The sequence below is a fragment of the Sphingomonas sp. R647 genome (assembly GCF_020177055.1).
In the GTDB taxonomy this organism is placed as follows: Bacteria; Pseudomonadota; Alphaproteobacteria; order Sphingomonadales; family Sphingomonadaceae; genus Sphingomonas.
Genome location: NZ_JAIQXT010000004.1, coordinates 283,992 through 305,742 on the forward strand (window position 1 = coordinate 283,992; position 21,751 = coordinate 305,742).

The 21,751-nt window shown below is 68.1% G+C and carries 25 protein-coding genes and 2 pseudogenes; 22 read left to right on the top strand and 5 right to left on the bottom strand.

Translation table 11 applies throughout. The features are described from left to right. Positions 1-5 precede the first annotated feature (5 nt). From K9B35_RS11495 to flgB, 3 genes are read right to left on the bottom strand one after another with little or no spacing between them, the layout of a single operon-like run. The gene (locus K9B35_RS11495) at positions 6-692 is read right to left on the bottom strand and encodes a flagellar hook assembly protein FlgD (RefSeq protein WP_224921980.1); all 687 of its coding nucleotides are present in this window, start codon (positions 690-692) and stop codon (positions 6-8) included. Continuing rightward, on the bottom strand, positions 692-1,105 hold the full coding sequence (flgC, locus tag K9B35_RS11500; RefSeq protein ID WP_224921981.1) for a flagellar basal body rod protein FlgC: 414 nt from the start codon (positions 1,103-1,105) through the stop codon (positions 692-694). The genes K9B35_RS11495 and flgC overlap by 1 nt, the downstream gene beginning before the upstream one ends. 2 nt (positions 1,106-1,107) lie before the next feature. Continuing rightward, positions 1,108-1,461, bottom strand: coding sequence for a flagellar basal body rod protein FlgB (flgB, locus tag K9B35_RS11505; protein ID WP_224922239.1), 354 nt, complete (start codon positions 1,459-1,461; stop codon positions 1,108-1,110). Positions 1,462-1,684: 223 nt separating this feature from the next. Between flgB and K9B35_RS11510 the strand changes: the two genes are divergently transcribed. The 10 genes from K9B35_RS11510 to K9B35_RS11555 all read left to right on the top strand — a co-directional run bounded on the left by K9B35_RS11510 (position 1,685) and on the right by K9B35_RS11555 (position 9,771). After that, positions 1,685-2,371: a motility protein A gene (locus K9B35_RS11510; protein ID WP_224921982.1), complete on the top strand. Its 687-nt coding sequence runs from the start codon at positions 1,685-1,687 to the stop codon at positions 2,369-2,371. Beyond that, on the top strand, positions 2,368-2,910 hold the full coding sequence (locus tag K9B35_RS11515) for an OmpA family protein (RefSeq protein ID WP_224921983.1): 543 nt from the start codon (positions 2,368-2,370) through the stop codon (positions 2,908-2,910). The genes K9B35_RS11510 and K9B35_RS11515 overlap by 4 nt, the downstream gene beginning before the upstream one ends. Next, entirely contained in the window at positions 2,907-3,416 is a 510-nt protein-coding gene (locus K9B35_RS11520) for a flagella basal body P-ring formation protein FlgA (RefSeq protein ID WP_224921984.1), read from the top strand. Before K9B35_RS11515 ends, K9B35_RS11520 begins: the two co-directional genes overlap by 4 nt. A 102-nt stretch (positions 3,417-3,518) precedes the next feature. After that, complete coding sequence (gene flgM, locus K9B35_RS11525) at positions 3,519-3,803, top strand: flagellar biosynthesis anti-sigma factor FlgM (protein ID WP_224921985.1); 285 nt, start codon at positions 3,519-3,521, stop codon at positions 3,801-3,803. After that, positions 3,790-4,110 carry a flagellar protein FlgN gene (locus tag K9B35_RS11530; RefSeq protein WP_224921986.1) on the top strand — a complete coding sequence of 107 codons (321 nt, stop codon included), beginning with the start codon at positions 3,790-3,792 and terminating at the stop codon, positions 4,108-4,110. The genes flgM and K9B35_RS11530 overlap by 14 nt, the downstream gene beginning before the upstream one ends. 104 nt (positions 4,111-4,214) lie before the next feature. Continuing rightward, complete coding sequence (locus K9B35_RS11535) at positions 4,215-5,090, top strand: lytic transglycosylase domain-containing protein (RefSeq protein ID WP_224921987.1); 876 nt, start codon at positions 4,215-4,217, stop codon at positions 5,088-5,090. A 6-nt stretch (positions 5,091-5,096) separates the two neighbouring features. Then, entirely contained in the window at positions 5,097-7,187 is a 2,091-nt protein-coding gene (gene flhA / locus K9B35_RS11540) for a flagellar biosynthesis protein FlhA (protein WP_224921988.1), read from the top strand. Further along, complete coding sequence (locus K9B35_RS11545) at positions 7,184-7,924, top strand: sigma-70 family RNA polymerase sigma factor (protein WP_412103463.1); 741 nt, start codon at positions 7,184-7,186, stop codon at positions 7,922-7,924. The genes flhA and K9B35_RS11545 overlap by 4 nt, the downstream gene beginning before the upstream one ends. 46 nt (positions 7,925-7,970) lie before the next feature. Then, positions 7,971-8,324 carry a YbaN family protein gene (locus K9B35_RS11550; protein WP_224921989.1) on the top strand — a complete coding sequence of 118 codons (354 nt, stop codon included), beginning with the start codon at positions 7,971-7,973 and terminating at the stop codon, positions 8,322-8,324. 58 nt (positions 8,325-8,382) lie between these two features. Then, complete coding sequence (locus tag K9B35_RS11555; protein ID WP_224921990.1) at positions 8,383-9,771, top strand: M28 family metallopeptidase; 1,389 nt, start codon at positions 8,383-8,385, stop codon at positions 9,769-9,771. A 233-nt stretch (positions 9,772-10,004) separates the two neighbouring features. Here K9B35_RS11555 and K9B35_RS11560 read toward each other — a convergent pair. After that, positions 10,005-10,268: pseudogene (locus K9B35_RS11560) on the bottom strand (flagellin); the annotation flags it as partial. A gap of 786 nt (positions 10,269-11,054) precedes the next feature. Then, a pseudogene (locus K9B35_RS11565) lies at positions 11,055-11,408 on the bottom strand (flagellin FliC); the annotation flags it as partial. A gap of 247 nt (positions 11,409-11,655) precedes the next feature. Here K9B35_RS11565 and K9B35_RS11570 point away from each other — a divergent pair. The 12 genes from K9B35_RS11570 to K9B35_RS11625 are packed head-to-tail and all read left to right on the top strand — an operon-like array spanning position 11,656 to position 21,751. Beyond that, a complete protein-coding gene (locus K9B35_RS11570) occupies positions 11,656-12,909 on the top strand; it encodes a sigma-54 interaction domain-containing protein (protein ID WP_224921991.1) in 1,254 nt (417 codons plus the stop codon). Next, positions 12,906-13,277: a flagellar hook-basal body complex protein FliE gene (gene fliE / locus K9B35_RS11575; RefSeq protein ID WP_224921992.1), complete on the top strand. Its 372-nt coding sequence runs from the start codon at positions 12,906-12,908 to the stop codon at positions 13,275-13,277. Before K9B35_RS11570 ends, fliE begins: the two co-directional genes overlap by 4 nt. Positions 13,278-13,279: 2 nt before the next feature. Continuing rightward, a complete protein-coding gene (fliF, locus tag K9B35_RS11580) occupies positions 13,280-14,929 on the top strand; it encodes a flagellar basal-body MS-ring/collar protein FliF (protein ID WP_224921993.1) in 1,650 nt (549 codons plus the stop codon). Between the two features lies 1 nt (position 14,930). Beyond that, entirely contained in the window at positions 14,931-15,941 is a 1,011-nt protein-coding gene (gene fliG / locus K9B35_RS11585) for a flagellar motor switch protein FliG (RefSeq protein ID WP_224921994.1), read from the top strand. Further along, a complete protein-coding gene (locus tag K9B35_RS11590; RefSeq protein WP_224921995.1) occupies positions 15,934-16,644 on the top strand; it encodes a FliH/SctL family protein in 711 nt (236 codons plus the stop codon). The genes fliG and K9B35_RS11590 overlap by 8 nt, the downstream gene beginning before the upstream one ends. 6 nt (positions 16,645-16,650) lie before the next feature. Next, positions 16,651-17,979 (top strand): FliI/YscN family ATPase, encoded by a 1,329-nt coding sequence (locus K9B35_RS11595; protein WP_224921996.1) that lies wholly within the window; start codon positions 16,651-16,653, stop codon positions 17,977-17,979. Next, on the top strand, positions 17,972-18,400 hold the full coding sequence (locus K9B35_RS11600; protein WP_224921997.1) for a hypothetical protein: 429 nt from the start codon (positions 17,972-17,974) through the stop codon (positions 18,398-18,400). Before K9B35_RS11595 ends, K9B35_RS11600 begins: the two co-directional genes overlap by 8 nt. Before the next feature lie 27 nt (positions 18,401-18,427). Beyond that, on the top strand, positions 18,428-19,603 hold the full coding sequence (locus tag K9B35_RS11605; protein ID WP_224921998.1) for a flagellar hook-length control protein FliK: 1,176 nt from the start codon (positions 18,428-18,430) through the stop codon (positions 19,601-19,603). Between the two features lie 22 nt (positions 19,604-19,625). Beyond that, the gene (fliL, locus tag K9B35_RS11610; RefSeq protein WP_224921999.1) at positions 19,626-20,234 is read left to right on the top strand and encodes a flagellar basal body-associated protein FliL; all 609 of its coding nucleotides are present in this window, start codon (positions 19,626-19,628) and stop codon (positions 20,232-20,234) included. Positions 20,235-20,261: 27 nt separating this feature from the next. After that, on the top strand, positions 20,262-21,203 hold the full coding sequence (locus K9B35_RS11615; RefSeq protein WP_224922000.1) for a FliM/FliN family flagellar motor switch protein: 942 nt from the start codon (positions 20,262-20,264) through the stop codon (positions 21,201-21,203). Next, positions 21,200-21,490 carry a flagellar motor switch protein FliN gene (gene fliN, locus K9B35_RS11620; protein ID WP_224922001.1) on the top strand — a complete coding sequence of 97 codons (291 nt, stop codon included), beginning with the start codon at positions 21,200-21,202 and terminating at the stop codon, positions 21,488-21,490. Before K9B35_RS11615 ends, fliN begins: the two co-directional genes overlap by 4 nt. A 9-nt stretch (positions 21,491-21,499) precedes the next feature. Beyond that, positions 21,500-21,751 carry a flagellar biosynthetic protein FliO gene (locus tag K9B35_RS11625; RefSeq protein ID WP_224922002.1) on the top strand — a complete coding sequence of 84 codons (252 nt, stop codon included), beginning with the start codon at positions 21,500-21,502 and terminating at the stop codon, positions 21,749-21,751.

Sequence of the window (21,751 nt, forward strand, 5' to 3'; positions counted from 1 at the left end):
TGGACTCAGCCGATCTGGCGGACAGCGGTGGTGGACACCTGGCCGATGCCAGGCAGGGTAAGGACCGGGTTGCCGTCGCTGCCCATCGCGACCGCAGTCACCGGGGCCCAGACGAGCGGTTGGGCGGCAACGGCGGCGCCATTGGAATCGCGCGCGGCAACGCGGATGGTGAAGGGGCCATCGCCCGCCGGCTCGCCGGTGTCGGTGGTGCCGTCCCATTCGAATTCGGTGCGGCCGGCCGGCGCGGCGCCGAGCGAGACGTTCTTGAGGATCTCGCCATTCGGCCCCTCGATCACGACATTGACCTCGGCTGCGGCTGCGCCCAGCTCGATCATCCCGCCAAGCGACCCGTCGGTGCGCGGATAGGCGACATCGCCCTGCGTCAGCACGGTGCGGCCGACCCATGACACGAGATCGGTGGTCGAGGTCGAACCGAGCTTCGCAGCAATCGCCTGCAGCGTCGTGTTCATCTCGCTGATCCCGGCGAGCGACGAGAATTGCGCCATCTGCGCCACCATCTGGGTGTTATCGACCGGCTCGAACGGGTCCTGATTCTTCATCTGCGCGGTCATCAGCGTCAGGAAATCGGACTGGTCCATCGCCGACGATCCCAGCGAACTGGTGTTCGTCTGGCTGGTCGTGCCGGTGCGGGCGATGCCAAGGTTGCTCAGCGTCGTGTCAAAAGCGGTCATCAGCTGCGTCCCAGGTTGAGCGTCTGGGTGATCAGCGTCTTTGCCGTCTGCATCACTTCGACATTGTTCTGATAGGTGCGGGCGGTCTCCATCATGTCGACCAGCTCGCGGGTTTCATCGACCGCGCTTTCCCAGATATTGCCGTCCGCGTCGGCCATCGGGTTGCCGGGGTCGTAGCGCTTGGTCGGCGCTTCGCCGGCCGCGACGACGCTTTCGACATCGACCGTCGACATGCCGCTCGCCGCATCGAAATGAGTGCGGAACACCGGCTTCATCGTGCGATAGGCTTCGCCCGGATTGGACGCGACCTGCCCGACATTGGCGAGGTTCGACGCGGTGGTGTTCATCCGCACGAGCTGCGCCGACATGGCGCGACCCGCGACCTGGAAGATGGAGAGCGGCTGGTCGGACATTCTTATTCTCCCTTCAGCGCGCGCTTGAGCGTGTCGATGCGGCCGTTGAGGAACGCGAGCGTCGTCTGATAGGCGACGGCATTCTCGGCAAAGGCGGTCTGTTCGGTGGCCAGCTCGACGGTGTTGCCGTCGAGGCTGGGCTGCAGCGGCACGCGGAACTTCGTCGCGCCGCTGATCGGATCGGCCCCGGCCATGCCCGGCGTTTCGATCGCGTCGAGCGCGGCGCGGAAGTCGATGTCCTTGGCCTTGTAGCCAGGGGTCGATGCGTTCGCGATGTTCGACGCGAGCACGCCCATGCGCTGCGAACGCACCTCGAGCGCAGCGCCGTGCACCCCGAAGAGACTGTTGCTACCCATGAAAACGGTCCTCATGCCTGTGTTCGGGCAGTTCCTAGCAATGGGCGTGCCAGTTTGTGGGGAGTGCGCCGCAATCGCCGCAATTGCCGCTTTGGCCGGTGCGGGCGGCAAGCGTTTGCCGGGCGGCGGCAGCGGATTTGCCGCTTTTGCCGGTTGTCGCCGCACCTGCCGGGCTTTCCAGCGGCGCGCGCCATTTGGCCCGGCGCTTGCAAAGAGGTCGCGCATGAATAGTGCCCCACCCGCCGATCTCGCCGCGCTGGCTCCGCTCGATGCATCCGTGCTGCTCGACCCGCTGGCGCTCGCCATCGTGCTGGGCGGGACGGCCGCCAGTGTGCTGCTGCGCCACCGGCTGTCGGATGTCGGGCGTGGGCTGGTCGCGCTCAAGACCTTGCTGCGCCGCCCGTTTGACGCCGCGCCGCTGATCGCGCAGGCCGCGTCGCTGGAAAAGATCGCGCGTCGCCACGGGCTGATCGCGCTCGACCGCTCGGTGATCGACGACCCCGATATGGCCGCAGCGGTCGCGGCGGCAGTCGATGGCGCGAGCCCTTCCGAGATCGAGGCGATCGTCCGCGACCGCGCCGCATCGCGTGCCGAACGGCATCGCGCGGTGATCGAGCTGTGGAGCGGTGTGGCCGAGGCTGCGCCCGCCATGGGCCTGATCGGCACCATCCTGGGCCTGGTCCGCATGTTCGCGGCGATGGATAACCCCGACCGGATCGGCGCGGCGATGGCGGTGGCGCTGCTCGCCACCCTCTATGGCGCGCTGCTCGCCAATCTGGTCGCGATGCCGATTGTTGCACGGCTCAAGCGCCTCGCGCGGGTCGAGGCGACCGAGCGGCTGCGGGTCGCAGCCCCGATGGCGCGCCTCGCCACGCTCGAACGCGCGCGCAAGCGTGAGATGGCGGCATGAGTGCAGCGCTCTCCCCTGACAGCTGGGACGACATTGCCCCTGCGCGCTCGGTGTGGCTGATCACGCTCGCCGATCTCGCGCTGTTGCTTGTCGGCTTCTTCGTCCTGCTGCAGGCACACCGTGAGGTGGACCGCACCCGCTTGCTCGCCGGCCTGCGCAGCGGGTTCGGGGTCGAAGCGCCCGCTCCGATCGACCCGATGGCGGTCGCCCGTGCGCGGGTCGAGGGCTATGCCCCCGGCAGTGCCCAGGCTGACCTGACCGCGACGATCGCCTGGGCACGCGACGCCGCGCGCGACAAACGGACGGTCATCACCATCACCGGATCGACCGCGCCGACCGGCGATGTCGATCCGCGCACCGGCAGCGCCGCCATCCTCGCCGCCGATCGCGCGCGCGCAGTCGCCGCTGCCTTGGTCGCACAAGGCGCGGTCGCACCGTCGCGCCTGATTCTTCGCGTCGCGCCCGGCACCAGCCGCACCGTGACCCTGTCCGTCGGCTTTGCCGGCGATCCCGAAATCCAAGCTGGAGATCCGCAATGATCGCACTCCTGATCGCCCTGTCCGGCCCTGCCGCGTTCCAGTCGACCGAGACGCTCGACCAGCTGGTCGAACGCTTTGCTGGTGCCCCGATCGGGGCCGAAGGCGGCGCGCGCGCTGCCGTGGACAAACGCCTCAAGCTCGCGGCCTGCGACACGCCGCAGCTCAGCTGGCGCTCGCCGGCAGAGGATGCAGTGGTGATCCGGTGCCAGGGGCCGCAGCAATGGCGCGTCTTCGTCGCGATCAACGCGCTGCCCAAGGTCGCACCAACCGCAGTCGCCGCCGCGCCCACGCCGGTCGCGGCCAAGCCTGAACTGGTGATCCGCCGCGGCGATCCGGTGATGCTGGAGGCGGGCGCCGCCGGCTTCTCGATCACGCGTGAAGGGCTGGCGATGGCCGACGCTGCGGTCGGCGGCCGCGTGCTGGTCAAGACCGACGACAAACGCCCGCCCGTTGCGGCAATCGCGCTAAGCCCGGGCCGCGCTCGCCTGCCGGGCTTTGGGGACTGATTTCCCAAGGCGGCAGAAAAAATCGCTGCCCGCGCATTTTTCCCTAAAGCTCCCCGTCAAAGCGTCGTTTTCGCGTATGTCCGCAGAAAAAGGGTCGCAGACATGGTGGATCCAGTCGGCTTTAAGCCTGCATCACTCGCCCCCCGGCTCACGCCGGTGGCCGCTGCCGCGCCCGTGCGCCAGGCGGAGGGTGCAACGCAGGCCGCCAATACCAGTGCCGCCGCGTCGCTGACCCAATCAGCTGCGGCCAGCGCCCCGGTCGATGCCGATCGCGTCGCGCGGATCAAGAAGGCGATTGCCGATGGCAATTTCCCGCTGGTCCCCTCGACGATTGCCGACCGGCTGATCGCACTCAAGCTGCAGTGGAACCCGAATGACGCGGCATGACGCCCTGATCCGCGTGATCGAGGCCCTCCACGCCGAGATCGCTGCGCTGAAGGCGAACGACGTCGCCGCGCTCGAACGGGCAACGCGCGACAAATTGATCGGGATCGAGGCGGTGGGGGCCGCCAATGACGACAATCCCGCGCTGTCGGGCGAGCTCAAGGCGCTCGCCGAGGAAGCGCACCGGCTCAACGAGAGCTGCCGCATTTACGTCAACCTGATGGCCGCCAATGTGCGGCGGCGGCTGACGGCACTGACCGGCAATGATTTGCCGTCTTACCGGCCTGCAATTGCCGGTGGTTATGGCTGAGTAGGCCTCGCTGAGACGCTGCGGGGCACCGACTCGCTCTCCTGACAGATCTGGCACGGCTCTTGCTGATCTCCCCGAACCCAAGGGGATGAGAAGCAAGGCCTATGACCGTACCTTCGATCGGAGCCAGAACGAACGTCACCACGGCGATTGCGACGGCGAGCCAGAAGACCGGCATCGACTTCAACTATCTGCTCGGCCAAGCACAGGTCGAAAGCGGCATGCGTGCCGATGCGCGCGCGCGCACCTCCAGCGCCACCGGCCTGTATCAGTTCATCGAACAAAGCTGGCTCGGTGTGGTCAAGGACCATGGCGAAAAGCACGGCCTGGGCTGGGCGGCGGACAGCATCCGCCAGACCGCCAATGGCCGCTTCACCGTGTCCGACCCGGCGACCCGCCAGGCGATCCTGTCGTTGCGCAACGATCCGCAGGCCGCCTCGCTGATGGCCGCCGAACATGCCAGCGACAACAAGGACGCGCTGGAATCATTGCTGGGTCGCGAGGCGACCGGCACTGACCTGTACATGGCGCATTTCCTCGGCATCGGTGGCGCACGCAAATTCTTGCGCGCGATGGACGCCGATCCCACGCGCGGCGCGGCGAGCCTGTTCCCCGCCGCCGCACGCGCCAACCGCAACATCTTCTACGCCTCGGACGGATCGCAGCGTTCGCTCGGGCAAATCTATGAGCGCTTCGCCGGCAAGCTCGATCGCGGCGCCGCTGCGGTCGGCGGGACCGGTGCCGCGTCGGGCAGCATCGACGCGAAGTTCCAGACGCTCGTCGCCTCGCTGGGCGAGGATGTCGAGGTGGTGCTGGGCAATGAGGCGGTCGGGCAGGACCGTGGCTGGCTGACCACGCTCGACCGGCTGGAGAATGCAGGGCGGCTCAAGGCATCGACGATGCCGACGGTCAATCCGCTGCGCCCGACGCCGGAAACCGCCCGGCTCGCCTATCTCATGCTCGCACAGATGGGGGCCTGATCCGCAATGAACGCAGCGACCCTTCAGGGGGGCATCCTCCCCGCACTGCGCAACTTCGCGCTGCCCATCGCCATCCTCGTGCTGGTGGGCATGATGGTCGTGCCGGTGCCGACCTTCCTGCTCGACACCTTCTTCATCATGAACATCATCATCAGCCTCGCCGTGCTGATGGTCGCGCTGAACGCGCAAAAGCCGCTCGATTTCTCCGCTTTCCCGACCGTGCTGCTGTTCGCGACGTTGTTCCGGCTCGGCCTCAACGTCGCCTCGACCCGCGTCGTGCTGGGCCATGGCCATGAGGGCGAAGCGGCGGCGGGCCATGTGATCGAGGCGTTCGGGACGTTCATGATCGGCGGCGATTATGTCGTCGGCCTGTTCGTCTTCGCGATCCTGATCATCATCAACATGATCGTCGTGACCAAGGGCGCGGGGCGCGTGTCGGAAGTGTCGGCGCGCTTCACCCTCGACGCCTTGCCGGGCAAGCAGATGGCGATCGACGCCGACCTCAACGCCGGCCTGATCACCCCCGACGAAGCCAAGGCGCGCCGGATCGAAGTGTCGACCGAAGCCGATTTCTACGGCGCGATGGACGGTTCGTCCAAGTTCGTGAAGGGCGACGCGGTCGCGGGCCTGCTGATCCTGTTCATCAACATCATCGGCGGCCTGATCCTGGGGCCACTCAGCCACGGCATGTCGCTGGGCGAGGCGGCGCAGACCTATGTGCTGCTGGCGATCGGCGACGCACTGGTCGCGCAGATCCCGGCGTTGCTGCTCTCGATCGCCGCCGCCGCGATCGTCACGCGGGTTAGCGCGAACAAGGATCAGGATCTGACCGGTCAGATCGGCAGCCAGTTCGCCAGCCACCGCACCTGGACCCCGGTCGCGGTGATCACCGGCCTGCTCGCCTTCCTCCCCGGCATGCCCGCTTTCATCATCCTGCCCGCCGCTGCCGGTTCGGGCTATATGGCGTGGAAGATGTGGCGCGCGAGCACGCTGCCGCCGCCCCCCGCCATTGTCGAGGCCGCCGAACCCGTCGATCCCTCGCGGATTGGCTGGGACGAGGTCACCGACAATATGCAGGTGATGATCGATATCGGCTATGGGCTGGTCCCGCTGGTCGATGAGCGGCGCGGCGGCGCGCTGATGGGCCGGATCACCGGCGTGCGGCGCCAGCTGTCGAAGGAACTAGGCTTCGTCGTGCCGCAGGTGCGCGTGCGCGACGACATCAACATGGCCCCCTATGCCTATCGCATCGTCGTCGGCGGCGTGGTGATCGGGGAAGACAGCGTCTCGCCCGACGAGATGCTGGCGCTCGACACCGGGCAGGCGGTCGGTTCGCTGCCCGGCAAGCATGCCAAGGACCCGACCTTCGGCCTCGACGCGATGTGGATTTCGCCCGCCGATGCCGATGCGGCAACGGGGCAGGGCTGGCTGGTGGTCGATCCCGGCACGGTGATGGCGACGCACCTCAATCAGGCGCTGATCTCGAACGCCTCCGACCTGCTCGGCCCGGACGAGGTGCAGGCGCTGCTCGACGGTCTGCGCGAACGTGCGGCGCAGCTGGTCGCCTCGCTCTCGCCCAACCCGCTGCCGATCACGACGCTGACGCAAGTGCTGCGCGGATTGCTGGCCGAGAATATCCCGCTCAAGGAGTTCCGCCGCATCGCCGCCGCGATCGCGCTCGCCGCGCAAAAGACGGCGGACGCCGACGAAATCGTCGAGCTGATCCGTCCGGAGCTTGGCCCGCTGATCATCCAGCGGCTGTGCGGGGTGCGCGAGCCGCTGCGCGTGATGACGCTGGAGGGCCAGCTTGAGGCGCTGCTGGGTCAGGCGATCCGCTCCGACCCGTCGAAGCGCCACACGATCGAACCCGACCTTGGCCGCCGCATCGTCGATGCGCTGCAGCGCGCCGCCCAGCCGCTCGTCGCCGAGGCCAAGCCGTTCGCGTTGGTCGTTCAGCCGACGATCCGCATCGCAATCCGCAAACTCGTCCGCACCGTCCTGCCCGACACCCCGGTGCTGAGCTTCTTTGAAGTGCCCGAGGACAAGTCGGTCGAGGTCGTCGCCGTGATCGGCGCACCGGAGGCACTTGCCGCATGACCTATCAGCCTGCTCCGAATGAATTCGCCATCACCTATGATCGCCGTGGCGACACGCGCCGCGACATGGACGCGCTGGTGCGCAAGCATATGCCGCTGGTGCGTCGGCTTGCCTGGCATGTCCATGGGTCGATGAGCACGCTGATCGATGTCGAAGATCTGGTCCAGATCGGGCTGGTCGCGCTGGTCGAGGCGGCGGGCAGCTTCGAGGATCGCGGCCTGGTGACCTTCGACCAGTATCTCCACACCCGCGTGCGCGGCGCGATGATCGACGAATTGCGCCGTCAGGCGACAATCACCCGCGGCGCGATGAAGCGCCGCCGCGCCTATCAGGACGCGGTCACCGCGCTCGCGGCGGACGGCGCTCGACCCGACGAGGCGGCGGTCGCATCGAAGCTGGGCGTCACGATCGACAAATTGCGCAGCGACTATGCGAGCGCAGAGGCGGTGCGGTTCGATTCGATCGACGATGTCTATTCGGACGAAGGCCCGTGGTTCATGTCCGACGAACCCGACGCCTTCGACCAGCTCGCTGACGCCGACCAGCGCGAGGCGCTGATCGGCGCGATTTCCGAGCTGCCTGAAAAGGAGCAGCTGGTGGTGCAGCTCTATTATGTCGAGGAACTCAACCTCGAGGAGATCGGCCAGATGCTCGGCGTCGGTGCGGCGCGCGTCTGCCAGATCAAGAAGAGCGCGCATGATCGGCTCAAGAAGGGGCTGATGCGGCGATTGGGGTGATTCGCTTTTTGCGAGACAGTCGCGACTGGCATGCTACGCAAGCGGGGTGCGTCGCCATCTCTATCTGATTGCCGGGTTTCTGTGCCTTGGCCTTGCGGTGATCGGCGCGATCCTGCCGGTGATGCCGACGACGATCTTCGTCATCCTCGCCGCCTGGTGCTTCGCGCGCAGCTCGCCCGCGCTCGAACGGCGCCTGCTCGAACATCCGCGGTTCGGCCCGCATATTATACGCTGGCGTGAAAAGGGTGCGGTCAGCCGCAGCGGCAAGGTTGCCGCGACCATCGCCTTCGCGGTCAGCATCGTGTTGACGCTCGCGCTCACCGCCATGCCCTGGCCACTGATTCCGATCGCCGCAGCGGTGGTGATCGGCGGCTGGCTATGGACCCGGCCCGAAGCCTGATGCCTTGCCCTGCGCGCAGTCCCCGTTAGGGTCGCGCGGTCAGTTTTAGGGGGACCCCATGAAGCGTATCTTCGCCGCCGCGTTGCTGTGCACCGCGCTCGCCACGCCCGCCTTTGCCCAGACCGCCGCACCCGCGCCGGTCGCCACTGCCGCCACGGCGACCGACTGGACGGTAAAGCCCGAATGGATTTCGGCGCATGTCCGCTTCCTCGCCGGGCCGGAACTGCAGGGGCGCGGCAGCGCGACGCGGGACGAGGCGATTGCCGCCGCCTATGTCGCCGCGCGCTTCCAGGGCTATGGGCTCCAGCCTGCGCCGGGTGCAGACTCCTATATCCAGAAGGTGAAGGTGATCCGACCGCGCCTCGATAGCGATCCGGTCGTGACCGTCGCGGGCAAGGCCGTGAAGGGTGCGACACTGATCCTCGGCGGCGCGGATCGCGCGGCGGGAACTGCGGTGGTCTATGCCGGCGACGATGCGGCAGCCATTCCGGCAGGCGAGGTGCTGTTCGTATCGAGCGCGAAGCTCTCGCCCTCGGCCGCAATGCGCGCCGTGCGGGGCAAGGGGACCAAGCTGCTGGTGCTGCGCGCGAGCGATGCGACCGCCAAATTGTGGGACCAGATCGGCAAGCGCCCGCGCCTGACCTCCTATCTCGCCAGCCAGCCGCCGCAGCCCGGACTGTCAGTGATCGTGCTGCCCGCCGCCGCGTTCGACAAGGCGGCAAAGGGGGCGGGCAAGTCCGTCGAGATGACCCTTCCCGGCCTTGTCCGCGAAGAGGTCGAGACGACCAACGCGATCGGTTACCTGCCCGGCACCGATCCCAAGGCGGGGGTGATCCTGCTCGCCGCGCATGTCGATCATCTCGGCGTCCAGCCCGACGGGACGGTGATGTATGGCGCGAATGACGATGCCTCGGGCGTCGCCGCGGTGCTCGAACTCGCCCATGCGTTGAGCAACGGCAAGCGGCACAAGCGCGGCATCCTGTTCGCGGCATTCGGTGCGGAGGAGATGGGCGGCTTCGGGTCGCGCGCCTTTGCCGCCGCGCCGCCGGTGCCGCTGACCGACATCGTCGCCAATATCGCGATCGAGATGATCGGCGCACAGGACCCCAAGCTGCCCGCCGGCACGATGATGATGACCGGCTATGAGCGCTCGACGCTCGGCCCGGCGCTGGCCGAGCGCGGCGCGCTGGTGGCGAAGGACCCGTATCCGGAGCAGAATTTCTTCGAGCGATCGGACAACTACGCCCTCGCGCGGCGCGGGGTGGTCGCGCACACGATCTCGGGCTGGGCGGTGACGCCGACCTATCACTCGCCGCAGGATACGATTGCCAATCTCGACATCCCGTTCATGACCCGCGCGGTCCAGTCGCTGATCGGCCCCGCCCGCTGGCTCGCCGACACCGACTTCCGCCCCGATTGGACCCCCGGCGGCAAGCCGAGCGAGTAGGGGGCTGCCCTTCGGCACCAGCCTGCTCCCCCACCCGGACACCCTACGCCAGTACCCTATGGGTGGCCGGGTGGGGGAGCGGGCTGGTGCCGAACCGCGTTGAAAGCGCCCACAAAAAAGAAAAACCCCGGTGGTCTTGCGACCACCGGGGCTTCCTCGCATGCCCTTCCAACAGGGAAGGGTGACCGGCCGTGGCGCCTGTCAGGGGGGTGACACCCCGACCGGGCACACGCTTAGCGAAGCAGAGATAGGACGTTCTGCTGCGACTGGTTGGCCTGTGCCAGCATCGCGGTCGATGCCTGGCTCAGGATCTGGGCCTTGGCGAGCGCGGTCGTTTCGGCCGAGAAGTCGGCGTCCTCGATGCGGCTGCGCGCTTCGGTCAGGTTGGTGACGTTGCTGGTCAGGTTGTTGACCACCGATTCAAGGCGGCTCTGGCTCGCACCAAGGCCCGCGCGGACAGTGTTGACCGTGGTGAGCAGTGCGTCGACCACTGCGAGCGCGTCGTCGGCAGCATCCGCCGTCGCGACCGACAGGCCGGTCGTCTCGATGTCGTCGCCCACTTCGACCACGATGTCATCGCCCACTGCAGCCGCGATCTGGTCGCCGACTGCAGCAGCGATCATGTCGCCTTCCTCAGCCGCAACCTGGTCGCCGACCGACACGGTGACGTCGTCACCGACCGACACGACGATCGCGTCGCCTTCCTCGGCCAGCACTTCATCGCCGACCGCCACCGCGATGTCGTCGCCGACAGCGCCGCTGAACCCGTCGTCGACATCGGCCTGAGTCGCCGGGCGCATCAGGCTGGCATCGACATCTTCCTGAGTCGCGACGCGGGTTGCACCATCGGTCACGTCGTCAGCGGTCGCGGCGCGGGTCACACCGGCGGTGACGTCGGCAGCCGTCGCCTCACGGGTCGTGCCCGCATCGACATCGTCCTGCGTCGCGGCGCGGGTTGCACCATCGGTCACGTCGTCAGCGGTCGCGGCGCGGGTTGCGCCTGCCGTCACATCGGCAGCGGTCGCCGCGCGGGTTGCGCCTGCCGTCACGTCTTCGGCGGTCGCTTCGCGGGTCACACCGGCGGTGACATCGGCGGCGGTCGCTGCGCGGGTGCCCGCCGACATCGTGCTGAGGTCGATATTGGCGATCGAGATCGTAACCGTTTCGCCCGAATTCTGGCCGGTCTGGATTTTGGTCGAGGTGCCGGTGCCGTTCGCCGCAGTAGTGAACAACGACACTCCGTTGAACTTGGCATTGGTCAGCGACGACGAGATCTGCGAGGTCAGCGCCGAGACTTCCGACTGAAGATTGGTGCGGTCGCTGTCCGAATAGGTGCCCGAAGCCGACTGGACCGACAGCTCGCGGATACGTTGCAGTAGGTTGGTAACTTCGCCCAGCGCGCCTTCGGCGGTCTGTGCGAGGCTGACGCCATCATTGGCATTGCGGATCGCCTGGCTCATGCCGCGGATCGACGAGGTCATCGTCGAGGCAATGGCGAGGCCGGCGGCGTCGTCCTTCGAAGTGTTGATGCGCTTGCCAGTCGACAGACGCTCCATGGCGGTCTGCAGCGAGGCCGACGCCATCTTCGAAGCGTTCGCGGCGCGCAGGCTCGCGATGTTCGTTCCGATAACAGTCATGTCTTGTCTCCGTTCAATCCGGCGTCCCTCCGTTTCCCCCCTGAATGCGAGAGAGCCCGAGCCGCCACAGGGGAGAACGGCAGGGTGGGCGGCGGATTAAGCAGTTTTCGCCGCAGTTTTTCGCAGGTCTCGCGCGCGCGTAGAGGCACGCGCGGCTATCTGGAGCCGGAAACCGCTGTTTTTTCGCATTGGTTTACCGGTCGTTTACCAACAATACCGCATTCAGCCTCCAACAGGGGGTTCTCGAATGCAGACCATCTTTCCGTCGGCAGCAGTCCTTCGACAGAATTACGCGCTGGTTTCGGCGCTGCGATCGCAGGGATTCACGATCGGCGCGGCCGACAAGGTGAAGCCGATGCCCGGCGATCTGTTCATGATCGTCGAGGGTGAGGCGCCCCCGGTGTCCGCGCGCACATTGGTGCTGGCGGACGGTCCGGTCGCGGCGATCCCGTTCAACGACGGCAATCCTGCCCGCCTGTCCTATGGCGCCGATGACGGTGCCGTGGCGACCGGCTTTGCCAGCGCGATGCTGCGTGGCGCGCATGCCCCGGTCGCCGCCGATCCCGAAAGCCTCGCGCTCTACGCGCTGGCCGAGCGCGTCGCCGTCGCCGACATCACCGTGCTGATCAACGGCCCGACCGGCACCGGCAAGGAAGTGCTGGCCAAGGCGATCCATAACGGCTCCACCCGCCGCGACGGCCCGTTCATCGCGGTCAATTGCGCGGCCTTGCCCGAAACGATGCTCGAAGCATTGCTGTTCGGCCACCAGAAGGGCGCGTTCACCGGCGCGAATGCGGCGGGCGAAGGCTTTTTCCGCGCGGCGAATGGCGGAACGCTGCTGCTCGACGAAGTCGCCGAAATGCCGCTGGCGCTGCAGGCCAAGCTGCTGCGCGCGCTGCAGGAGCGCGAAGTGGTGCCGATCGGCGCGACGGCGGCTGAGAAGATCGACGTCCGCGTCATCGCCTGCGCCAACCGCGACCTTCAGACCGAGGTGATGGAAGGCCGGTTCCGCGCCGATCTTTACTACCGCCTGTCGGTGTTCCCGCTCTCGACCAAGCCGCTTGCCGAGCGTCCCGGCGACGTCGCCGCGCTCGCCGCCGCGATGGTGCTCCGCCATGCCGGCCCGCGCGGGCGTTTGCCGTGGGTGACGCGGGAGGCGCTGGCGGTGCTGCAGGCGCATGACTGGCCGGGCAATGTCCGCGAGCTGGAAAATGTAATCCAGCGCGCGCTGCTGCTGTGCATGGGCGATGCGATCACGCGCGATCATCTGATTTTCGACCGCCCGTCGATGGTGGCTGCGCCGGTGTCGGCCGAACCCGGCCAGCTCAGCAACATCGTCCAGTTGAGCGAGTTCGCCGCGATCCGCGAGACTCTGGCGGCATGTGGCGGCAGCCGGATCGAGACCGCCAAGCGGCTCGGCATCTCCGAACGCACGCTGCGCTACCGCCTCGCCAAGGCGCGCGAGCAGGGCGAAGACCTGGTCCGGAGGATTAGCGCATGAGCGGGATCGGCGGAGTGGGCGGTGCCGGGGGCATCGACCGGGTGATGCAATTGCGCGCCCAGATCCTCGAACGCAACGAAGCGCTGCAGCGCGCGACCAGCGGTGCTGCGGCACCCGTGTCGTCGCCAGGCGCGCAGCCCGCCGGTCCGTCCAGCTTCATCGACACGATGGAGCAGGCGGTCGGCAAGGTGAACAGCGCGCAGGGCCGCGCCAGCGAATTGTCCGCCGCCTATGAGCGCGGCGAGACGGTCGACATCGCCAAGGTGATGCTCGCCCGCCAGGAGGCGTCGGTCGGGTTCGAAGCGACGCTGCAGGTCAGGAACAAGCTGCTGACCGCCTATCGTGACATCATGAGCATGCCGGTCTGACCATGAGCAACGCCATCGCAACCACCGACGCCCCCGTCCCCGCACCCCGCAGCGGCATGGCCAATCCGCTCCGCCAGATGGGTGACATCTTCGCCCAGCCTGCGGTCAAACGCAGCCTGCCGCTGGTGTTCATGCTCGGCCTGATCGCCGCTGCGGCGCTCGCCTGGATGGCGCTGTCGACCCCGCCCCAGCGCGTGCTGTTCGCCAATTTGCCCGAGAGCGATAAGGCAGCCGTCGCGCAGGCGCTCGACGCTGCTAACATCGCCAATGGCATCGACGGGTCGGGATCGATCACCGTTTCCGAGGACAATTACCACAAGGCGCGGATGCTGCTCGCCGGGCAGGATCTGCCCAAGGCGGCGCCCGGTGGCTATGCGTTGCTCGACAACCTCCCGATGGGCGCAAGCCGCGCGGTCGAGGGTGAGCGACTGCGTCAGGCGCGCGAGACCGAACTCGCCCGCTCGATCGGTGCGATCGACACCGTGGCCGAGGCGCGCGTGCACCTCGCCACGCCCGAAGCCAGCGTGTTCGTCCGCGACAAGGCCGAGCCGAGCGCATCGGTGATCGTCAAGCTCCAGCCTGGCCGCAGCCTGTCCGACGCGCAGGTCCGCTCGATCGTCAACCTCGTCGCCTCGTCGGTGCCAGGGATGAAGCCCGATGCGGTCACAATCGTCGACCAGATGGGCGCGTTGCTCAGCAAATCGGGCCAGGAATCGAGCGCCGGCGACGCGCGCATCGATTTCCAGAACCGTGTCGAGGACAAGGTGCGGCAACAGCTGGTTCAGCTGCTCACCCCGCTGCTCGGCGCCGGCAATTTCAGCGCCGAAGTGCAGGCCGAGGTCGACCTGGACGAGAGCCAGGCGACCCGCGAAAGCTATGACAAGGAGGGCACGGTGGTGCGCGCCGAACAGGGCAACTGGACCGGCGCGCCGCGCGACGGTGCGTCCGCGCCCGGCGGCATCCCCGGTGCGCTGTCGAACGTGCCGCCGCCGCCCAGCACCGCTGTGGCGCCGACCGCCGCAACCCCCGCCCAGCCGGGCCAGCCCGCGACTCCCGCCGCCGCGCCGGGCATGAAGCAGAGCGACAGCTTCACCCGCAGCTACAGCAATGGCCGCGAGGTTTCGGTCACCCGCAACATGCCGGGCAGCATCAAGCGCCTCTCGGTCGCGGTGCTGCTGCGCGAAGAGCCGGGCAAGCCGCGCGGCACGGTCGAGATTCGTCAGATCGATGAACTGGTCAAGGCAACGGTTGGCTTCAACACCGCGCGCCAGGATCAGGTCACGGTGGTCAGCCGCAAGTTCAGCACCAATGCCGACGCTGCGGTGGCGGGTATTCCCTTCTACGAAACGCCGTGGTTCGCGATGGTCGCGCGCAACGTCACCGCGCTGGTGATCGCGCTGCTCGTCCTGCTGCTCGGTGTGCGTCCGCTCGCCCGCGCGCTGATGCGCCGTCGCGACGATACGCGTGCCCCGGGCGTGCCGATGGGCAGCGCCGACGGCGTGCAGATGCCGACGCCGGTCAGCCCGCAGATGCTGGCGGGATCGGGCCTGTCGCTCGGCGACCGGGTCGGACTGGTGCGCGATTTCACCCGCGACAATCCCGCGCGCGCTGCGCTCGCCGTGCGCGACATGATCCGCACGGAGGGCCAGTAAGATGAACGCCCCGCGCCGGTTCACCGGAGTCGAACGCGCCGCCGTGCTGATGATGGTCGTCGGCGACGAAGAGGCCGCCGCGATCCTGCAAAAGCTCGATCCCGACGAGGTGCGTCAGCTGGGCAGCGCGATGATGGCGGTTGCCGACGTCAGCGAATGGGAAATGGCGCAGGTCCTCGACGATTTCACCGGCCGCGCGCAGGAGCGCAGCGCGATCCAGTTCGATCCGCGCCCCAAGCTGGAAACGGTCGTCACCCGCGCATTGGGGCCGGAACGGGCGGGCGCGGTGCTTGCCAGCATCCTGCCCCCCGAACCCGCCGAATCGATCACCGCGCTGGCCTGGATGGATGCGACCGAGATTGCCGGCATGCTTGAGGATGAGCATCCGCAGATCGCCGCCGTGCTGCTGGCGCATCTCGACCCCGCCGTTGCCGCGCAGGTGCTGGAAATGCTGCCTGAGGCAAGCCAGCCGCAAGTGCTTCGCCGCGTCGCGCGGCTCGGCCCGGTCACGCCCGACGCGATCGCGACGCTGACCCAGCTGCTCGAACGCCATGCCGGCCAGCCCAAGCGCGTCGCGGGCGTCCAGATGGGCGGCACGCGCGAGGCGGCGAAGATCATGTCCTCGGCGCGCAAGATCACCGAGCAGAAGGTGATGCCGAAGCTGGCCAAGATCGACCGCGAAATCGCCCGCGCGATCGAGGAGGCGATGTTCGTCTTCGATAATCTGCTCGAGCTCGACGATAAGAATATGGGCACCTTGCTCCGCAACATCGACAGCGACGTGCTGGTCCGCAGCCTCAAGGGCGTGGACGAAGCGGCGCGCACCCGCTTCCTCGCGTGCATGTCGAGCCGCGCGGCCGACACGATCCGCGACGAGATGGAAGCGCGCGGCCCGATGAAGATGGCCGAAGTGCTCGACGCGCAAAAGGCGATGATCGCGGTCGCGCGTCAGCTGGTGAAGGACGGCACCATCACCATGCCGGGCGGTGGCGGAGACGACGACTATGTCTAGTTTCGTGCCCGGCCTCGCCACACGCAGCGACGGGATCGCCGACGCGCTCAAGCGCGCCTTTGCTCCGCCCGATGCCTTTGCCGCGCGCGCGATTGCCCCGCGAACCCGCGCCACGACACCGCGCCACTTCGCGCCCGAAGCGCCGGGGCACAAACCCACCGAAGGCTGGGACATGTTCGAGGCCGCAAGTGCACCCGCCGATCCCGCGCCGTTCGTCGACCCGGTCGCCGCAGCGCGCGCCGCCGGCTATGCCGAGGGCCTCGCCGCTGGGCGGGCCGAGGCGGATGCATCGGCGGCGCAACAGGCCGCATTGCTCGCGCAGGTCAGCGACGCGCTGAGCCGGGGCGCGCATTTCGACCGCACCCGCATGGCCGGGCATCTGCGCCAGACCGTGCTGCACCTCGTCACCCGCATGATCGGTGAGGCGGGGATCGCGCCCGACGTGCTGGCACAGCGGATCGCGGTCGCGACCGACCTGCTCGCCGACAGCGCCGAATCGGCGATGCTGCGGCTGCACCCCGAGGATGTCGTGCTGGTGCAGGACCATCTGCCCAAAAACGTCTTCCCGATCGGCGATGCCCAGCTCGCGCGCGGCGCATTCATCATCGAAAGCGCCTCGACCATCGTCGAGGACGGGCCGGAGCTGTGGCTCGAACAGCTTGCCCACGCGATCGACCGCGTGCCGATTCCTCCCGCGATCTGAGGGCGCATGTTCAACGATTTCACGGCAGACTATCTCGACGGCCTCGCCGGTGGCGGATTTCGCCCGCAACCCAAGGTGTCGGGCCGCCTGTCCTCCTATGACGGATTGCTGATGGAGGCGGTCGGCCTCTCGCTCCCCGTCGGTACGGTCTGCGCGATCGGGACGGGCGAGAGCCGCGTCGAAGCCGAAGTCATCGGATTTCGCGGCGGACGGACGTTGCTGATGAACCTCGGCGGCCCCGCCGCACTGCTCCCCAACGCACCCGTCCGCCCGGTCGGCCCTCCGGGCGAGGCAGAGGTCGGTGCAGCGTTGCTCGGCCGCGTCGTCGACGGCGCGGGCAAGCCGATCGACGGGCTCGGCCCGATCCGTGGCGCAGGCAAATGGCCGCTCGCCGGCAAGATCCAGTCGCCGCTCGACCGTGGGCGCGTGCTTCAGCCGATGGATGTCGGGGTGCGCGCGATCAACGGCCTGCTGACGATCGGTCAGGGGCAGCGCGTCGGCATCATGGCCGGATCGGGCGTTGGCAAATCGGTTCTGCTCGGCATGATGGTCCGCGCGGCCAAGGCGGACGTGATCGTCATCGGCCTGATCGGCGAGCGTTCGCGCGAAGTGTCCGACTTCCTCGAGACCAAGGTCGCGGGCGCGGCGCGCGCGCGTTCGGTGGTCGTCGCAGTCCCCGCCAACCACTCTCCCGTGTTGCGCATCCGTGGCGCACTGCGCGCCACCGCCATCGCCGAAGCCTTTCGCAACGAGGGCAAGAAGGTCCTCCTCATCATGGATTCGCTCACCCGCGTCGCGCATGCCGGGCGTGAGATCGGCCTGGCGCTCGGCGAACCCGCCAGCGCGCGCGGCTATCCGCCCAGCGCCATCGCGATGCTGCCCAGCCTGATTGAGCGCGCCGGCACCGACGTCCATACCGGCGGGTCGATCACTGCGATCTATACCGTGCTCGCCGATGGCGATGACGGCAACGACCCCGTGGTCGATTCGGCGCGATCGATCCTCGACGGCCATATCGTGCTCAGCCGCGCCTTGGCCGAACGCGGCGTCTATCCCGCGATCGACCTCGGGCCATCGGTCAGCCGCGTGATGACCGACATCGCCGACAAGAAACATGTCGCCGCCGCGCGCGTGCTGCGCCGCCACCTCGCCACGTACGAAGAGAATCGCGATCTCGTCCTGATGGGCGCCTATCGCGCCGGGGCGGATGCGCAGATCGACGCGGCAATCGCCTGTCACGACACCGTGCTCGACTATATCCGCCAGCCCTATGACGAGACGGTCAGCCTCGAAGAAGCCGTGACCGAACTGGTCGGCGTGTTCGGGGATGGATAAGCACGCCAAAAAGCTCGGCCGCCTGCACCGCGTCCGCACGCTTCAGCTCGACATGGTGCGCGCGAGCGAGGTTGCCGCGCGCGAGAAGGTCGCCGCCGAACAGGCGTTGCGTGCCCGCATCGAATCGCTGGCTCAGGGCGTCGCGCCCGCGCCCGCGCCGCTTCCCGGCAGTGCCACCAGCCTGATCGCCGCCGCGCATTATCGCGAGCGGCTGCACCAGTCCGCCTTCGCCGCCGAGCGCCGCGTCGCCGATGCCCAGCGTGGGCTCGACCACGCACGCGGCGCCACGCAGGAGGCAAAGCGCGACCAGAGCGCGATCGAGAAGCTGATCGAGCGTGCCGAGGCCAATGCCGCCCGCCGCGCGATGCGCGCGCTGGAGGATATGCCGGCGATCCCGAGAAAACGGCACGATCCTTGCTGATTACCGGGCGAAGGAGTTTCGCCCGCTGTGACCGACCTGCTCGCCTCGACCGCCCTGTCGCATTCTCCCGCCGGAGTCGTGCCGCGTGCCACGCCCGCTGCTGTGGCCGGGGGGTTCGACCTGAAGCTCGCGCTCGACTGCGTGATGCCGGGCGTTGCGCCGATGACCGGCAAGCCGCTTGCCGGGTGCGGCAAGGATTTGCCGGTCCCCGGCAATGGCGTGGCCGAAGGCGACACCGACGCGGATGAGGCGCTGCTGGCGTGGATGCCGGAGGGCATGCTTCTCTTGCCGCTCGAAACCCCGCTGCCCGCGCGCGTCGCGGTCGGCACGCCCAGCGCCCATATCGACGGGCCGATTGCCGATCCGGTTGACGCCGCTGCGCCGCCCGTCGAGCTAGGCGAGGCCGCGTCGCTCCCAGGTGATGCGGCGGACGGCGATGCGTTCGCCGCCTCGCTCGCATCCGCCCCGGCCGCTCCGGCGGCATCCCCAGTTTCCACCCCGCTTCGCACCTGGCGCGATCCGGTTCCGGCCCAGGCCGAGCCGGGCGCCGGGGGCGGGGTCGCCGCGGCGGAGGTGCGGGCCGACCGCGCCACCGCCGCGGCGCCCGAGCTTGCCGCGCGCCCCACCGTCGCGCCGCCCCCGGTCGTCCAGGCCGCACCCGCCGCACAGGTCTTCGCCGCCGCGCTCGCTGCGCCGCTGGTCGAACCGCTCGACCTCGCCACGCCCGCCGACCCGGCCAGCCCGGAGATCCAGCTGCTGCGTTCGCTCGAAGTCCAGCGCACCACCGTGCAGGCGACCGCACAGGCCGATCAGGCTCCGCTCGACCTCAGCCGTGACGACTGGACCGGCAAGATGATCGAGCGGATCGCTGCGCTGCGTGATGGCGTCGAGGCGGCGGACACGCGCATCCGCCTCGCGCCCGAGAATCTCGGCACGGTCGATGTCTCGATCCGCCGCGATGGCGACCGCATCCAGGTCCATTTCACCGCCGAGAACCCGGCGACCCGCCAACTGCTCGCCGACGCCGCGCCGCGCCTTGCCGAACTCGCCGAGGCGCGCGGGCTGAAACTCGGCCAATCGAGTGTCGATGGCGGCAGCGGCGAGCGCGGCCAGCAACAGCAGCAGAACCACCCATCCACACCCGCCCGCCCGGCATCGGCGCGCGCGGCCACCGGCACCGCGTCCGACGCGCGGGTCGCCTGAACCATCCTGAGGGGGACCATCCATGAGTGAAACCGCAACCACCGAAGCGCCCGCGAAGAAGAAGGGCGGGATGATGAAATGGCTGATGATCGGCACCGGCCTGGTCGTGCTGATCGGCGGCGGCGTTGGCGGCGGGCTTTATGCTGCCAATTCCGGCCTGATCGGCGGACGCGGCGCGCAGGGCGAGAGCGCCGATGCGGATGCCCCGCGCCTCGTCCCCAAGAGCGAGGAAGTCCGCGCCGCGGCTAAGGAGGGCGAGGAGGCTGCCGAAGGCGGCGGCAAGCCGACGCCAAAGGGCGAGGGCGGCGATAAATATGCCTCCAGCTATTATCAGATGGAGAAGGAGTTCACCTCCAACCTGCGTGAAAGCGTGCATTTCGTGCAGGTCGGGGTCGCGATCTCGACCCCCTATGACAGCCGCGTCATCGAGAATCTCAAGACGCACGAACTCGCCGTCCGCTCGGCGATTCTGCTCGCGCTGGGCGAGACGGCGGAAGACGATGTCTTCACCGCCGACGGCAAAACCCGCCTGCAAAAGCGCCTCGCCGCCGCAATCAACGCCGTTTTGAAGGAAAAAGAGGGATTTGGCGGGATTGCTAACGTCTATTTTACCAATTTCATCGTTCAGTGAACGGGCATGGTTAACGGCCCTTCAGAGATGACCCTTCAGGGAACAGCGTCGGATCGGCGCGAGCGGCCGCGTGCCGCCGCCGAACACGCGCCCGCTTTGGGGGCCGCGAACCTCAACCCGTTCGGCGATCTGCACGGCGTCCAGCATCTGACTGCGCGCCTCGCCAAGTCGCTTAAGCCTGTGTTCGAGCCGCTGCTCGGCGAGGGGCTGCGCGTCTGGGCCGAACCGCTGTCGGTGCAGCGCCACGCCGATTACCGCGCCGAGCGTCCCGATGGCCTCACTGCTTGGCTGCCGCTGGCGATGGCGCCGGGCCGCGGCCGCGCCTTCATCCTGATCGAAGGCAAGCTCGCTTATGAGATGCTCGACCGCTTCTTCGGCGGCGATGGCGAAGCGCCCCAGCCGATGCCGGTCGATTTCACCGGTTCCGCCGAAACCCTGCTCTGCCGCATCGCCGACAGCCTTGCCGCGCAGCTGCGCCCGGCATGGGAGCTGCTTGCCGATATCGACTTCGCCTTCGTCCCCGCGCCGACGCCGCTGTCGGTCGCGCCAGAGATTGACGGCGGCGACGCGATGGTCGTGACGCGGATCGGCATCGCACAGGGTGGGGCAAAGCCGCACTGGATCGATATTCTCTACCCCGTCAGCGCGCTGAAACCCTGGAGCCCCGCACTCACCGCCAAGGTGATCGGTGGCGAGCCCGAGGTCGAACCGCAATGGCGCAACGCGCTGACCCGCGCCGCGCTCGGCGTGCGCCTGCCGGTCCGCTCGGTCCTGGCCGAGCCGATTGTCTCCGCATCGATGCTGATGGCGCTCAAGCCCGGCGACGTCATCCCGATCAGCTTCGGCCCCGATGTGCCGGTGATGGTCGGCCCGCGCCGGATCGGCAGCGGCACCGTCGGTACCGCCAATGGCCGCGCCGCAATTCGCCTGACCCGTTTCGATTCCCCCGAGCTTGAGGACGCACGATGAACGACATGACCGGCAGCTTCGCCGCCGAGACCGCGGCCGCCGCCAATTTCCATCTGCTCCAGGATGTCGGGGTCAAGCTGACCGTCGAGATCGGATCGACCACGCTGACGCTGCGCGAACTGCTCGCGCTCGCCGAAACCAGCGTGATCGAGCTGGATCGCGAGGCCGACGAGCTGCTCGACGTGTTCGTCAACGGCACGCTGATCGGGCGGGGCGAGGTCGTCACCGTCGGCGACAAGTTCGGTGTGCGCATGACCGAACTGGTCGCACCCGAGAAGCGGAGCTGATCGACCATGATGTGGTCCTACATCCTCAAGCTGGTCGTGCTGCTGCCGCTCGTCTGCGGCCTGCTGATCGGTTGCCTCTATCTCTGGCGCAAGCTTGAGGCGCGGCTGCCCGGCAATCAGGGCGACCGGATGCTCAAGGTGCGGGAGACGATGATGGTCTCGACTGGCACCCGCATCGCGGTGCTCGAGGTTGAGGGTAAGCGCCTGCTGGTTTCGGTCAGCCGCAACGGCGTGACCCTGATCGACCGGATCGACGGATGA

Bases quoted from the DNA above. Each gene is read 5' to 3' on its own strand.
- K9B35_RS11520 (WP_224921984.1), top strand. From the start codon at position 2,907: ATGATCGCACTCCTGATCGCCCTGTCCGGCCCTGCCGCGTTCCAGTCG.
- K9B35_RS11510 (WP_224921982.1), top strand. From the start codon at position 1,685: ATGAATAGTGCCCCACCCGCCGATCTCGCCGCGCTGGCTCCGCTCGAT.
- K9B35_RS11555 (WP_224921990.1), top strand. From the start codon at position 8,383: ATGAAGCGTATCTTCGCCGCCGCGTTGCTGTGCACCGCGCTCGCCACG.
- K9B35_RS11515 (WP_224921983.1), top strand. From the start codon at position 2,368: ATGAGTGCAGCGCTCTCCCCTGACAGCTGGGACGACATTGCCCCTGCG.
- fliG (WP_224921994.1), top strand. From the start codon at position 14,931: ATGAACGCCCCGCGCCGGTTCACCGGAGTCGAACGCGCCGCCGTGCTG.
- K9B35_RS11570 (WP_224921991.1), top strand. From the start codon at position 11,656: ATGCAGACCATCTTTCCGTCGGCAGCAGTCCTTCGACAGAATTACGCG.
- K9B35_RS11535 (WP_224921987.1), top strand. From the start codon at position 4,215: ATGACCGTACCTTCGATCGGAGCCAGAACGAACGTCACCACGGCGATT.
- K9B35_RS11495 (WP_224921980.1), bottom strand. From the start codon at position 692: ATGACCGCTTTTGACACGACGCTGAGCAACCTTGGCATCGCCCGCACC.
- K9B35_RS11600 (WP_224921997.1), top strand. From the start codon at position 17,972: ATGGATAAGCACGCCAAAAAGCTCGGCCGCCTGCACCGCGTCCGCACG.
- K9B35_RS11615 (WP_224922000.1), top strand. From the start codon at position 20,262: ATGACCCTTCAGGGAACAGCGTCGGATCGGCGCGAGCGGCCGCGTGCC.
- fliL (WP_224921999.1), top strand. From the start codon at position 19,626: ATGAGTGAAACCGCAACCACCGAAGCGCCCGCGAAGAAGAAGGGCGGG.
- K9B35_RS11625 (WP_224922002.1), top strand. From the start codon at position 21,500: ATGTGGTCCTACATCCTCAAGCTGGTCGTGCTGCTGCCGCTCGTCTGC.
- K9B35_RS11595 (WP_224921996.1), top strand. From the start codon at position 16,651: ATGTTCAACGATTTCACGGCAGACTATCTCGACGGCCTCGCCGGTGGC.
- flgB (WP_224922239.1), bottom strand. From the start codon at position 1,461: ATGGGTAGCAACAGTCTCTTCGGGGTGCACGGCGCTGCGCTCGAGGTG.
- K9B35_RS11530 (WP_224921986.1), top strand. From the start codon at position 3,790: ATGACGCGGCATGACGCCCTGATCCGCGTGATCGAGGCCCTCCACGCC.
- fliF (WP_224921993.1), top strand. From the start codon at position 13,280: ATGAGCAACGCCATCGCAACCACCGACGCCCCCGTCCCCGCACCCCGC.
- flgM (WP_224921985.1), top strand. From the start codon at position 3,519: ATGGTGGATCCAGTCGGCTTTAAGCCTGCATCACTCGCCCCCCGGCTC.
- flhA (WP_224921988.1), top strand. From the start codon at position 5,097: ATGAACGCAGCGACCCTTCAGGGGGGCATCCTCCCCGCACTGCGCAAC.
- fliE (WP_224921992.1), top strand. From the start codon at position 12,906: ATGAGCGGGATCGGCGGAGTGGGCGGTGCCGGGGGCATCGACCGGGTG.
- K9B35_RS11545 (WP_412103463.1), top strand. From the start codon at position 7,184: ATGACCTATCAGCCTGCTCCGAATGAATTCGCCATCACCTATGATCGC.
- flgC (WP_224921981.1), bottom strand. From the start codon at position 1,105: ATGTCCGACCAGCCGCTCTCCATCTTCCAGGTCGCGGGTCGCGCCATG.
- fliN (WP_224922001.1), top strand. From the start codon at position 21,200: ATGAACGACATGACCGGCAGCTTCGCCGCCGAGACCGCGGCCGCCGCC.
- K9B35_RS11590 (WP_224921995.1), top strand. From the start codon at position 15,934: ATGTCTAGTTTCGTGCCCGGCCTCGCCACACGCAGCGACGGGATCGCC.